Origin of the sequence: Rossellomorea aquimaris, from assembly GCF_001877785.1 — a bacterium.
GTDB classification, from domain to species: Bacteria; Bacillota; Bacilli; order Bacillales; family Bacillaceae_B; genus Rossellomorea; species Rossellomorea aquimaris_A.
In genome coordinates, this window is record NZ_MINN01000161.1 from 1 (window position 1) to 11,745 (window position 11,745).

General features: G+C 47.5%; 14 protein-coding genes. 9 read left to right on the forward strand and 5 right to left on the reverse strand.

Annotated features, from left to right (window positions below; translation table 11 throughout):
- Positions 1–84 precede the first annotated feature (84 nt).
- Positions 85–393: a ferritin-like domain-containing protein gene (locus BHE18_RS21870; RefSeq protein ID WP_071620596.1), complete on the reverse strand. Its 309-nt coding sequence runs from the start codon at positions 391–393 to the stop codon at positions 85–87.
- A 363-nt stretch (positions 394–756) separates the two neighbouring features.
- Here BHE18_RS21870 and yiaA point away from each other — a divergent pair, with 363 nt between their 5' ends.
- The gene (gene yiaA, locus BHE18_RS21875) at positions 757–1,227 is read left to right on the forward strand and encodes an inner membrane protein YiaA (RefSeq protein WP_032087087.1); all 471 of its coding nucleotides are present in this window, start codon (positions 757–759) and stop codon (positions 1,225–1,227) included.
- A gap of 250 nt (positions 1,228–1,477) precedes the next feature.
- Here the strand turns inward: yiaA and BHE18_RS21880 are convergent, their stop codons facing one another.
- Positions 1,478–1,801, reverse strand: a complete 324-nt coding sequence (locus tag BHE18_RS21880; RefSeq protein WP_071620597.1) for a nucleotide pyrophosphohydrolase — start codon at positions 1,799–1,801, stop codon at positions 1,478–1,480.
- Between the two features lie 657 nt (positions 1,802–2,458).
- Between BHE18_RS21880 and BHE18_RS21885 the strand changes: the two genes are divergently transcribed.
- Positions 2,459–2,800, forward strand: coding sequence for a PadR family transcriptional regulator (locus tag BHE18_RS21885; protein ID WP_071620598.1), 342 nt, complete (start codon positions 2,459–2,461; stop codon positions 2,798–2,800).
- Positions 2,797–3,783: an HAAS signaling domain-containing protein gene (locus tag BHE18_RS21890; RefSeq protein WP_071620599.1), complete on the forward strand. Its 987-nt coding sequence runs from the start codon at positions 2,797–2,799 to the stop codon at positions 3,781–3,783. Before BHE18_RS21885 ends, BHE18_RS21890 begins: the two co-directional genes overlap by 4 nt.
- An 89-nt stretch (positions 3,784–3,872) precedes the next feature.
- Here BHE18_RS21890 and BHE18_RS21895 read toward each other — a convergent pair whose 3' ends face one another.
- From BHE18_RS21895 to BHE18_RS21905, 3 genes are all read right to left on the reverse strand, one after another.
- A complete protein-coding gene (locus BHE18_RS21895; protein ID WP_440480409.1) occupies positions 3,873–4,697 on the reverse strand; it encodes a cupin domain-containing protein in 825 nt (274 codons plus the stop codon).
- Between the two features lie 71 nt (positions 4,698–4,768).
- Positions 4,769–6,193 (reverse strand): PH domain-containing protein, encoded by a 1,425-nt coding sequence (locus BHE18_RS21900; protein ID WP_071620601.1) that lies wholly within the window; start codon positions 6,191–6,193, stop codon positions 4,769–4,771.
- Positions 6,190–6,708: a PH domain-containing protein gene (locus tag BHE18_RS21905; protein WP_071620602.1), complete on the reverse strand. Its 519-nt coding sequence runs from the start codon at positions 6,706–6,708 to the stop codon at positions 6,190–6,192. Before BHE18_RS21905 ends, BHE18_RS21900 begins: the two co-directional genes overlap by 4 nt.
- A gap of 158 nt (positions 6,709–6,866) precedes the next feature.
- On the opposite strand from BHE18_RS21905, the gene BHE18_RS21910 reads away from it, so the two are divergent.
- From BHE18_RS21910 to BHE18_RS21935, 6 genes are all read left to right on the forward strand, one after another.
- Entirely contained in the window at positions 6,867–7,196 is a 330-nt protein-coding gene (locus BHE18_RS21910; RefSeq protein WP_071620603.1) for a PadR family transcriptional regulator, read from the forward strand.
- 4 nt (positions 7,197–7,200) lie between these two features.
- Positions 7,201–7,968: a DUF1129 family protein gene (locus BHE18_RS21915; RefSeq protein WP_071620604.1), complete on the forward strand. Its 768-nt coding sequence runs from the start codon at positions 7,201–7,203 to the stop codon at positions 7,966–7,968.
- A gap of 189 nt (positions 7,969–8,157) precedes the next feature.
- The gene (locus BHE18_RS21920; protein WP_071620605.1) at positions 8,158–8,739 is read left to right on the forward strand and encodes a bifunctional transcriptional activator/DNA repair enzyme AdaA; all 582 of its coding nucleotides are present in this window, start codon (positions 8,158–8,160) and stop codon (positions 8,737–8,739) included.
- A complete protein-coding gene (locus BHE18_RS21925) occupies positions 8,726–9,640 on the forward strand; it encodes a DNA-3-methyladenine glycosylase family protein (protein WP_071620606.1) in 915 nt (304 codons plus the stop codon). Before BHE18_RS21920 ends, BHE18_RS21925 begins: the two co-directional genes overlap by 14 nt.
- Complete coding sequence (locus BHE18_RS21930; RefSeq protein WP_071620607.1) at positions 9,624–10,106, forward strand: methylated-DNA--[protein]-cysteine S-methyltransferase; 483 nt, start codon at positions 9,624–9,626, stop codon at positions 10,104–10,106. Before BHE18_RS21925 ends, BHE18_RS21930 begins: the two co-directional genes overlap by 17 nt.
- A 634-nt stretch (positions 10,107–10,740) precedes the next feature.
- On the forward strand, positions 10,741–11,718 hold the full coding sequence (locus tag BHE18_RS21935) for a glycerophosphodiester phosphodiesterase family protein (protein WP_071620713.1): 978 nt from the start codon (positions 10,741–10,743) through the stop codon (positions 11,716–11,718).
- Positions 11,719–11,745 lie beyond the last annotated feature (27 nt).

Below are 11,745 nucleotides of genomic sequence, written 5' to 3' on the forward strand. Positions count from 1 at the left end.
ACGGTTTAACTGACGGGATCTAAGTCCCATGGGCAGGGACGTTCTACCCTGGCTACTGTTATAATAAGACCATATAAAAAAAGGTCAACCAGAAATATCTAGAATTCTGGTCAACCTTATAATACGATCAGGGCAGGTTTCAGTGATTTTGTATGAAGGCTTGCTTCCGGTCAAGGCCTCGTAAATGCTGCTGAATTCTTTCAAATGCCTCTTTTCATCCTTCTGGATCTCAAGGATCCGGTCCTTCTCCTGCTGTGTCGGTGCGTTCCCGGCTAACTTATCGTAGCATGCGATTGTGCTGTACTCGGCGTTGATTGCTTTCTTGATATCTTTGATCAACCGGGTATCCGCGGCGGGCCGATGTTCAGCTGCCCATTGTTGATTGAAATACATGGGTATCCTCCTTCTCGATAACATATCCATTTATCTTATGCATGGGGTATGGGCGGATGTGCTGGGAGGTTAGAAGGGGCAGTATAGGAAGCGGTCAATCTTAACCGGTCAGACATCCATTTTCTTCTTGAGTTTTTTCAGGATGTGACGGGATTGCAATGACAATAGTCAGAGCTGTCGCGACTGAGCCTATCTCCTGCCAATGGCCTTTCATAAGTCATTCTGCCAACCAATATCTTTATATAAGGCATAACGAAAGAAATTTTTTCATAATCAAACAATATATGTAAAAAATTGCTATAATGAGTTTTATAAAAGCAGTATTTGCACTTATATTACAATGACAGTAAAGGGGAGCGGCGAATGTCTGATTTCAATGAAAATCCATTGGTGAAGAACGATGACAAGAAACCTAAAATCAAAGTGGAAAGAAAAGAAGGGGAACCGACTTCCGCATTTAAAGGGGCAAGCTGGGCAGCATTGGTGATCGGGGTGGCCGCTTATCTAATCGGCCTGTTCAATGCGGGAATGGAGCTGAATGAGAAAGGCTATTATTTCGCTGTCCTCGTATTCGGCCTGTATGCAGCGGTTTCCCTGCAAAAAGCGGTCAGGGACAAGGAAGAGGATATCCCGGTCTCGGGCATCTACTACGGCCTCAGCTGGTTTGCCGTCATTGTCGCCATTGCCTTGATGGCAATCGGTCTTTATAATGCCGGCAGCATCATTTTAAGTGAAAAAGGATTTTATGGTATGTCATTTGTCCTCAGCCTGTTTGCGGCGATTACGATTCAGAAAAATATCCGGGATACGCAGGTGGCTAGGGACAGGGATTGATTGGAAGGGGCGGTACTGTGTGCAGTACTGCCCTTTGCCGTTCTACTCCACTTTATCCGGTTCCCGGAAAGAATCGTAGAATAAACAGAGTGTGCATATAGTCAGGATGATGGCATTGATATTTACCTCAGAATACCGAAACAGACTGTCTGAAAAAGCAGCGGCCCCGTATAGGGCAGAACAGCCTGAGATGAGTCGTACCGTCCGTTTTTGCCTTCGTGAAAGGAACAAACTATTCAGCTTCATTTCTCTAATCGGCCATCACTTTTTTACCTGGTACCGGATACTTGCGCGCATTCTTCACCATTTTCTCTTCGATGATCTCTTTCACATCCAAATCAAGTTTAGAACAAAGCATTAAAGAGTAGATCAGGACATCCGCGATTTCTTCCCGGATGTTTTCTTCGTTCTTTTCCAGGGCTTCTTCGCTGCTGATCCATTGGAAGTCTTCGAGCAGCTCGGCGGCTTCGATGGAAATGGAGATGGCGAGGTCTTTAGGGGTTTGGGAAGGTCCCCAGTTACGTTCATTTATGAATTGGTTGAGTTTATTTGTCAGGTGTTGGATTTCGTTCATTTTGTTTCTCCCTTCAATTTAGTAGATTGGTATAGGTATATTTTAACATTGTTTAATCGGGGTTGAGGCAATCAGCTGAATTATTGTTGCTCTACACATCTTTCTGCCTTGAGTAACTCCCTGCCACCGATCCTAGCCCTCATACCAGTGTTTTATGAAAATCATTAATGAAGATCAGAGGTCATTCACCTCTGATCCGCTGATCAGGCAGGATTTTAAAAAATTACTTATTTTCCCAAGTGACGGAATTATCCCAGAAATTAAAAGATTAATTGTCAAATTTAAAAGATTTTTGATTCGAATTCAAAGATTAACGGCCCGAATTCGAAGATTATCATTCAATTTTAAAAGATTAGTAAAATTATGGAACCCCACTTGGATGAAATGACACTCACAAATTCAGCTAAATCCATAAATTCGGCCACTAGAATTACATTTACACCATTTAGTCCCGTGGGCAGGTGGTTTCCGGTTGTTTTCATGGATTTCAGTATAAAGCGTTGAGACTCCAGCTCTTACCCCGGGCTCGAACGCAATTTTTTTACAAAAAATGTTTCTATTCTGCACGGACATAGTGTATGATACATAGTATAAAGCATATAGTGTACGACACACAGTAAATGCCACACAGTATAATTCAAGCAAAGAGGTGAAGGTATGGATAAGTCAATGCTGACATCCTTGACGACGGAGCTCCGGAGGGGGACGCTGACCCTGGCGGTATTGAGTCAATTGCGGACGCCGCAGTACGGATATTCACTTGTCCAATTGCTGGAGAAGAGCGGGATTTCAATGGAGCAGAGTACACTTTATCCGCTGCTGCGAAGGTTGGAGAAACAGGAGCTGGTCACTAGCAGTTGGGACCGGTCGGAGAGCAGGCCGAGGAGGTATTATGTGCTGAGTGAATACGGAGATGAGATTCTGAAGCAGTTAAAGGCGGAATGGGAGAACATGTCCGGGGAATTGGCGATTTTATTAAAGGAGGAAGAGGGAAAATGAAGCTTGTTGAACTTTATATTCAAGAAGTGATGAGAAGGCTGCCTGAGAAGAACCGTGACGACATCGCACTTGAGTTGAGATCCACAATTGAAGATATGCTGCCGGATGATTATAAAGAGGATGATGTGAGAGAGGTTCTGACTGCAATGGGTGACCCCGCTGTGCTGGCCTCCAATTACCGGGAAAGGCCGATGCACCTGATCGGACCGCGTTATTACGATTTGTATATCACACTGTTGAAGTTGATCGTGCCGATTGCCGCTGCCATCACGTTCCTCGTATTGGCTGTAACGTCAGTATTGAACTATTCAGGTGATTCCAATCCCGTCGAAATGTTCCTGTCCATTGCAGGAAATGGGGTTGTCGAGGCTTTAAGCGCGGGGATGCAGGTGTTCTTCTGGCTGACCGTGACCTTTGCCGTCATCGAACGGACCGTATCCCCGGAAAGGCAGCAGCCGCTCACGATGAAAGGAAAAGAGTGGACACCCGATGATTTGAAGGATATCCCGTATATCCCGAAGGAAAAGCGGATCAGCAAGGTTGAGATATTCGGCGGTCTCGTCTGGACAGTTATTTGGTCCATCTGTTATTTCAAAGCTTCTGACATTGTTGGATTGTACGAAAAAAGTGACGGCGGCAGGGTGTTCACGCCTCTTTTCGAACAGGATATTCTCCTCGGTTACTGGCCATTGATTGTGATTCTGATTGGTATGGAGCTGTTCCTTCTTCTCCGGAAATGGCGAGCTGGTGTCTGGACAAAAAGGCTGGCAATCGAGAATGCCGTATATCAATTTGTTCCTGTAGTTGTCTTCCTGTTTATCTTCCGGAACATGGAAGTGATGGAAGGGGCATTCATCGACAGGATCCAGGTGCTCTTCAACAACTCCTTCAACTTTCAGTGGTTTTACCTGACAGTGGCTGTTGGGCTGCTGGTCGCTGCGGTGATTAACAGCTATGAAGGTTTGAAGATAGCATATAAATAACAAAAAAGGGTCAGGCTCTCCGTAAGAAACTTTAATAGTTTCCCCGGGTGTCTGACCCTTTTTGAGGCAAAAGTGCAGCCGCTGGATTCTTATCGCCCCATGTTTTTACTTTGCTGAAGAAGTTTCGATTCCCCCGTACGCTCCCATTCTTCAACCGTTTTGTACGCATCTTCAGGAGTGTAGCCTTTCCCTACAAGGACACCCATGAGAATGAATTCCTGAAGGATATGCGTGGCATTGATGCCTCGTTTCACGTCCTCCAAGCCTTCATTTACAAGAAATTCGGTATGCATTACCCATTCATCCGGGGTCTTGCCAAATACTTTCTTATTGCCGTTTCCGCTTTCCATAGCCTCTGCATCCGCTTTGGTCGGATGAACCGTCCCGAATGGATGGTTCGGCGGGGCGTAAATGGAGTAAAGTTTCAGCGGGGTGCTGCCCGTGTTGGTGACATCATGCCACGTCCCGGCAGGTATAAAGATGGCTGAATCATCGGCAACATTTTGTTTGAAGGTTAAATTATTTTTGTCTTTCCCCATCTGGACGACTCCCTGCCCTTGTTCAATACGAAGGAACTGATCAACATCAGGGTGGACCTCCAGTCCGATGTCATCGCCGACGTCGATGCTCATCAGCGTGACCTGCAAGTGTTTCCCCGTCCACAGGGCCGTGCGGTAAGTATTGTTCTGCTTGGCTGCTTCGTTGATATTCAGCGCAAGTGGATTTGGACCGTAGTCTTTTAATGGAATAGCACGATTTTCATACAAAAACCTTGGATCATAATAGTGGTTTACATACGCTCCGCCATTGGGGTAAGCAGGTTGAACAGGCTGTCTTACATACTGTCCATTCGCATAGTAAGGATAGTGCTGCTGCCATGAATACATATTCGGGTCATTGTACATGTTCCTCATTCCCTCCACAGGTTTTTTCATTTTATCCTATGCAGGGGTTTGGGTTATGTACCTATAAAAAAACCGCCTCATCACGAGACGGTTTTGCGGTGATACCACTCATAAAACATCCCAGCTTCCTCCTTCGGCACCCCGTACAGCAGGCTTTCATGCGCGGGGTCCGCCCGGTTGGAGAACATGATGGTGGCGACCCCGAATTTCCGCTGCAGCCAGTTGTGTTTGACGGTCACCTGCTGGATGCGGTGGAGGTGGGTGACGAACGTTTCGTTCATCCATCCTCCCTTCCGGATCTGGACGGTGTGTCCGTGACGGATGTAGCTTGTGAAATAGTAGTCAAGGATCCTCAGGAAGACGGAGAATCCGAAGATGATCGCCGCAGCCCACAGCCTTTCTTTATTGAAAAACCATAATCCGATCAGGGATGCGATCGTCAGGTAATAGGGCTGAATCAGTTTCAGCCACAGCACCTTGACCGGGAAGCGCTCCATCTCTTCCCGGATGTGATACTGGGGCAGGATGGAGTGCAGCATGCTGTATGCATCGTGCTTTGGCATGAACGGATAGAGGGAACTGATATCCTCTTCCCCGTCTGACGTGCCGGCACTGATCAATTTGATCGAAACGAGTCCGAACAACCGCTTCACCAGGGTCTGTTCGACTTTTACGGCCTGCACTTTATCCTTTGCAATCGAGAAACTGATTTCATTGCCGACCCCCTTCTCGATATAAATCCGATCTTTATCGTCGCTGATGACGTAATTCCCATATTTAATCGTGGTCTTCACAAAACCAATCACAATCGAGATAATCATGGCCGCAATAAAGAGAATGACGAGAACCCACACATGATTCAACAAATAGGACCAGGCGTTTTCCGCTGATTTCTCAATGGAAAAGAAATCGGCCAGGTTGAAATAAATGGCACTCAGGAGCGGGAAGATGGCAAGGAAACTGAGTGATGTGAAGGATGCCTTCATCAGGTCCTTTTTGGTTGCCCGGAAGCGGACGATCCGGTCAGATCTCGTTTGTTCACTGTATTCTCCAGCCTCCTTTTTCACTTCAATATAGGAGAGGATCCGCTCTTTCTCCTTCTGGGTGATGACCGGAAATTCAAACTCGGCATTTTCCCCGCTCGTGCCGGTCTCCAGGGTAAGGGATGTCAGCCCGAACCAGCGGTGGATGAAGGTCGTACTGGACCGATGGCTGTGGATCCGGTCCCAGGCAACGGTTTTTTGCTTTTTGACAAACATGCCTTCCTTGAAGACGATGGATGTCACGCCGAGTTCATAGCGGTTGAACATCCACCTTGAAAGGATGAACAGGATGGACGCGGCGGTGGCAGCAAGCAGGGCGTAGCGCCCCCATATGACCCATGCCGCTGTGGAGTTCGCCTTCAAAAGGAACAGAAGCAGATAAAATCCGGCCAGGCCCTTTAATGATGAGAACACCTCAACGGCGATATACGCCGGATGATAGCGCTTGGGTGGATGATTCATGCCCCGACCTCTCCTTTTTCTGCCTCATTGTCCCTGATTTTCGCGTAGGTGGCGATCTCGGCCTTCAATGTTTTCGCCGTATCAGCCGGAATGGCAGGAATCTTATGATTCGAGGCCGTCGTGCCGATTTCAATTTCGTAAAGACCATAGCGCCTCATGAGCGGCCCCTGTTCGGTGCGGACGTATTCGACTTTTTCCATTGGGATGAGGATATGCTGCTGCTCCCATCTCCCGAACTTCAGCTGCACGAAATCCTTATCCACCTGATAGCGCCATGTCTTCTGTAAATAAACAGGTTCAATGATGATCGAAAACACGGCAGAAATAATGAACAGGCCTCCGAGTACGTAAAGAGTGATGCCGACCCAGTTATACCAGTCGAATTTCTCCGTGCAAAGCAGCAGGATCGCGATGATGATCAGGACGATCGTGTGTCCGATTGTGTTGGAGATCCTCCATACTTTGGCGGCGTTTTTTGATATGGTTTCCGTTGGTTCATCTATATGTATGTACATGCTTTTTCACCTCTGACTTACATACGCTTGAAACGAAAGAAAAGTTTCAGTTCTATGCTTTTTTGTAAAAATTTATCAAATATATCTTGCAATACAAGGTAGTGGTGAATATACTATTAATATATCTTGCATTACAAGGTACTGAAAGGAGAACGTCCATGGCGGATACAACCCAGATGTTAAAAGGAATATTGGACGGCTGCCTGTTGTCCATCATCAAAGACGGGGAAATTTATGGCTACGAACTGGCGGCAAGACTCGAGTCTTATGGGTTCACTTCTTTCAGCGAAGGAACGATTTATCCTTTGCTGCTCCGTATGCAGAAGGAAGGCCTGGTCACTGCCACGCTGAGGAAGTCGACGGCCGGTCCGAAAAGGAAATATTATTCCCTGACCGAAAAAGGGGAAGAAGAGCTGGAGTCATTTATCAAGCGCTGGGAACAGCTGAGTTCCTCGGTGAACAATGTGTTGAATAAAAGGGGGATATAAAAAGATGCTTTCTAAAAAATCGGAACAGTTTCTGATCGAACTTCGGATGCACTTGATGTCAAAGGGGAAAAACGACAGCGAAATCAATGAAATCACGGAGGAATTGGAAGATCACCTGCTTCAAGCAGAGGCAGAGGGAAAAGATGTCACGCATATCGTAGGGGAAAGCCCGAAGCAGTATATGAAAAGCATTGGGGAATCGATGAAGACGGATTACCGTCAGATATTTGGACTGGTACCGCTGTTTCTCTTGCTGCTGGCTGCTTATTTCAGTCTCGGGCCAGCCATTGAAGGGAAGTTCTCGCTGACGGGAGGCATGATCTTGATCGTGGCGATTGCAGGAATCGCCGGTTTGCTTGTCTATGGTGCGTTATTATTCAAGGTGCTGCCGAAGTTCCATTCAAAGTGGAGCTATGTTCTGTTGATTGGTACCATGTTTATTTTCACCGGGATAGGTGTATCCGTCCTGCTATGGTACAACGCCCAGGATTTCCAGCCGGTTTTTACAGCGACACCTCTGCAAAATAATCTGATCCTCGCTGCGTGTATCGTCATCTTCATTGCGGCAGCCGTCTACACAAAAACATGGTTCACGATCATCATCCCGCTGTTTCTTTCACTCGGACCGATTGCGACCCGCTTCATTCCGGAGGATGTCAACGAAGATACAACCCTGATTGTATATACGATCATCCTGCTGGCGGTGATTTCCTTCATTGCAATTTTTGTTTTGATTAGGAGGAGGAAGAAGCAGAAGCAGCCTACACTATAATGTATTGAGCCCAGGTGTTGAGCCTGAGCTTTTTTTGTGTGCTTGAAGTACCTCTTAGACCATAAGAGCAAGAATCAGGAGGTATCCCGTGCTTCAGTCTTGATACAATAGAAAGCAAAGAGTGATTTCTTTCGGAGAGCTGATGATGGTCGGCTGTTTCATCAAATACTGCTGAAAGGAGGTGTGCCCATGTCAGCCATCAACCTGACATTCGAAGAGATGTGGGAGAAGATCATGGCGTGTGACCGGAAGTATGACGGGCTGTTCTTTACGGCCGTGAAGACAACAAAGATTTATTGCCGTCCTTCCTGCAGGTCGCGGAAACCGAAAAAGGTGAATGTGGAATTTTATGTTGAGCGGCATGAAGCGGAGGAGGCCGGTTATCGTGCCTGTAAAAGATGTCAGCCGGAACTCGAGCATTCCCCGAATATCGAGGTGGTCAGGAGGGTGACCGCCTATCTCGTCAATCATGCCAATAAGCCGCTTGAGCTAAAAGATATTGCGTATCATGCGGGACTCAGCCCTTATTATCTTGAGCGCGTTTTTAAGCAGGAAACCGAGGAGACGCCTCGCACCTATCTGGAAAAAATCCGCGTCGATAAAGCGGCTCATCTGCTGGTGACGACAGGTCTCACGAACCTAGAAATCGGTTATGAGGCCGGGTTCCAGAGTTCCTCCAATTTCTATAAAGTGTTTAAACAGCTGAAAGGATGTTCACCGAGCGAATACCGGAGGCGGATGACAGGGGGTGCAGAGAATGAATTGGACTGACGGGCATTCCACCATTACGATCCATCCGCCAAACCCGTTCAGCTTTGATGAGTGCCTGATATTCCTCGGAAGGAACGACCGGGAAATCCTTCATACCATAAAAGAAGGCTGTTTAATGAAACTGGTCAGGCTGAATGGGGAGTTGATCTTGTTTAAGGTGCAGTCTGTCAACAAATCCCTGAAGGTTGAATTTCTGAATGGCATTCCCTCTGAAGCGGCACGGGAAAAGGCGGCGCAATACATCTGGGAGTGGTTTGATTTGGACGCGGACCTCAATCAGTTTTATAAATGGGGAAGTGACGATCCCGTTCTGTCGAAACTCATAAGGAATTATACCGGTTTGCGGAGGATTGCCATCCATGATCTGTTCGAAGCCCTCGTCTGGGCGGTCCTCGGCCAGCAGATCAACCTGACCTTTGCCTATACATTGAAAAAGCGGCTGGTCGAGGAGTATGGTGAAAAGTTGACGTTTCATGGTGAGACCTATTGGTTATTTCCATCGTTTGAGGAGATTGCTCTGCTGGAGGAGGCAGATCTCAGAAAGCTGCAGATCACCGGCAGAAAGGCAACATACATCATTGGAATTGCGGCTGCCATGAAGGACGGCAGATTATCAAAAGAATCATTGAGGAAACTGGACGAGCAGCAAGCAAGGAAAGCGCTCCTGCAGTATAAAGGCATTGGGGCCTGGACAGCCGACTATGTCATGATGAAATGTCTCCATGTCAAAACGTCATTTCCCGCCGCGGATGTCGGTCTTCAAAATGCGTTGAAGGCATCATTGGGGTACGAGCGTAAACCGGCGCTTAAGGAAATGGAGGCATTTTCGCATAAATGGGAAGGCTGGCAGGCATATGCCGCATTCTATCTATGGAGGTCTTTGTATGATGAAGCTATATAACAAGCTGTATCGGTCGCCGATTGGGATGATAGAAATACAAGGAACGGATGAACAGATTACGTCCATCCTGTTCATTGAAGAATCTGAGGCAGACGGCTGCGGGGGTGAATGCCCCGGCGTGCTGAACGAATGTGCCATGCAGCTCGACGAATATTTCAGAGGCAAACGACGTACGTTCACGTTTCCGTATCAGCTTGATGGCACCATTTTTCAAAAGAAGGTATGGGAAGCACTGACGGGAATTTCATATGGGGACACGTCTACCTATAAAGAGATCGCCGTCACGATTGGGAATGAGAAGGCAGTCAGGGGAGTGGGCAGCTCCAATGGCCGGAACCGTATGAGCATCGTCGTCCCCTGCCACCGGATCATCGGGTCGAATGGGAAGCTGACAGGTTATGCAGGCGGTTTATGGAGGAAGGAATGGCTTTTGAGGCATGAGCGGAGTTTTAAGGACAGGAAATAAATGCTCCTTCCGAACTAATGAAAGCGCGGGATGGATCCTGGGCTTCTTTTTGTTCAATTAGGATTATACCCATACGTGTATATTGGGTGAATGATATTAGAGAATCTGTCGAAAAATCGGTAGTTCGCTCTTATATCCAGGATTTCGCCCTTATATTGAAAATTTCGCCCTTAAATCCAGGGATTTCGCTCTTAAATTAAAAATTCCGCCCCTAAATCCAGCCAGATACCCCCGCCCCGCCGAAACCTCATAGGGATTTTCGAGCTGGAGAGTCAAAACGCAGCGGAAATCAAGCTTTCTTTTCTCATACACACACATAAAAGCAGCAATACATGGTGATTTCCCTTGGGATAGAAAAAAATGGGATAAAAACCGGAATTGCTGTCGACTCTATATGGCGCTATTGGTTTCCGTGCAAAACTTCACTTTCCGCGGGTGACCCGTGTTTCTCCCGCAGGAGTCTACTTCTTACACTCTAATCAACCGCTGGAACAACCCTAAATACCCTGTGGCAGATAATAAGGCGCAGGGGCTGGCCGGAGCTGCCGGTAATAAGCCGAAAACCATAGCGGCATTCCAGGAAAAGGGATACAATTTACTAGAATTCAATTTTTGTGAGTACCGGGGAGGAACGATGAAAAAGTTTCAGAGAATCATGAAAAGGACTCTGCTGGGTATCGTTATTCTGGCAGCGTTCATGTACATAAACAACACATCCCTATTTACGAAAACCGAAGATGAAAAGCCTTTACTGCTTGCCCACAGGGGGATGGCCCAGACATTCCCGATGGAAGGGATCAAGAGTGATACCTGCACGGCTGAGAGAATCCATGAGCCCGATCATCCTTACCTTGAAAACACGATTCCATCGATGGAAGCCGCCTTTGAAAGAGGAGCGGATGTCGTAGAGTTTGATGTTCAGCAGACGAAGGACGGGAAGTTTGCGATTTTCCATGACTGGACCTTGGAATGCCGGACGGACGGTGAAGGGGTGACGAGGGAGCACACGATGGAGGAGCTGAAGCAGCTCGATGTCGGATATGGATATACGGCTGATGGCGGGAAGACCTATCCTTTCCGAGGGAAGGGAGTCGGGATGATGCCGTCACTTGATGAGGTGCTGGAGCGTTTTCCAGAGGGTTCATTTTTGATCCATATCAAGAGTGATGACCCGGAGGAAGGAAAACAGCTTGCCCGCCGTCTTGCAGGACTGTCAGAGGATCGTCTTAGTGAACTCACGGTATACGGCGGCGACCAGCCGATTGCAGCGTTGAAAGAAAAACTTCCGGACATTCGCGTCATGTCGATTGCGACGTTGAAAAGCTGTATGCTGCCTTATATCGCTGCCGGTTGGACAGGGTATGTCCCTTCTGCCTGTGAGGACACACAGATCCATCTGCCCGAGAAGTATGCCAAATGGATGTGGGGATGGCCGGATAAGTTCATCAAACGCATGGAAGACGCGGGAACGCGCGTTATCCTTGTTGCCGGCGAAGGAGGATGGTCGGAAGGATTTGATACACCTCAGGATCTGGAGCGGCTGCCGGATGAGTATACCGGCGGGGTATGGACGAACCGGATTGATTTAGCGGCGCCTGTTTTACAAGAATAGTAATTACTTACAGTGGGATTTGACGTA

Excerpts from the sequence above, each read along its gene's own strand:
- BHE18_RS21915 (WP_071620604.1), top strand. The coding sequence starts at position 7,201 with ATGCTTTCTAAAAAATCGGAACAGTTTCTGATCGAACTTCGGATGCAC.
- yiaA (WP_032087087.1), top strand. The coding sequence starts at position 757 with ATGTCTGATTTCAATGAAAATCCATTGGTGAAGAACGATGACAAGAAA.
- BHE18_RS21930 (WP_071620607.1), top strand. The coding sequence starts at position 9,624 with ATGATGAAGCTATATAACAAGCTGTATCGGTCGCCGATTGGGATGATA.
- BHE18_RS21880 (WP_071620597.1), bottom strand. The coding sequence starts at position 1,801 with ATGAACGAAATCCAACACCTGACAAATAAACTCAACCAATTCATAAAT.
- BHE18_RS21925 (WP_071620606.1), top strand. The coding sequence starts at position 8,726 with ATGAATTGGACTGACGGGCATTCCACCATTACGATCCATCCGCCAAAC.
- BHE18_RS21910 (WP_071620603.1), top strand. The coding sequence starts at position 6,867 with ATGGCGGATACAACCCAGATGTTAAAAGGAATATTGGACGGCTGCCTG.
- BHE18_RS21895 (WP_440480409.1), bottom strand. The coding sequence starts at position 4,697 with ATGAGGAACATGTACAATGACCCGAATATGTATTCATGGCAGCAGCAC.
- BHE18_RS21870 (WP_071620596.1), bottom strand. The coding sequence starts at position 393 with ATGTATTTCAATCAACAATGGGCAGCTGAACATCGGCCCGCCGCGGAT.
- BHE18_RS21935 (WP_071620713.1), top strand. The coding sequence starts at position 10,741 with ATGAAAAAGTTTCAGAGAATCATGAAAAGGACTCTGCTGGGTATCGTT.
- BHE18_RS21905 (WP_071620602.1), bottom strand. The coding sequence starts at position 6,708 with ATGTACATACATATAGATGAACCAACGGAAACCATATCAAAAAACGCC.
- BHE18_RS21900 (WP_071620601.1), bottom strand. The coding sequence starts at position 6,193 with ATGAATCATCCACCCAAGCGCTATCATCCGGCGTATATCGCCGTTGAG.
- BHE18_RS21890 (WP_071620599.1), top strand. The coding sequence starts at position 2,797 with ATGAAGCTTGTTGAACTTTATATTCAAGAAGTGATGAGAAGGCTGCCT.
- BHE18_RS21920 (WP_071620605.1), top strand. The coding sequence starts at position 8,158 with ATGTCAGCCATCAACCTGACATTCGAAGAGATGTGGGAGAAGATCATG.
- BHE18_RS21885 (WP_071620598.1), top strand. The coding sequence starts at position 2,459 with ATGGATAAGTCAATGCTGACATCCTTGACGACGGAGCTCCGGAGGGGG.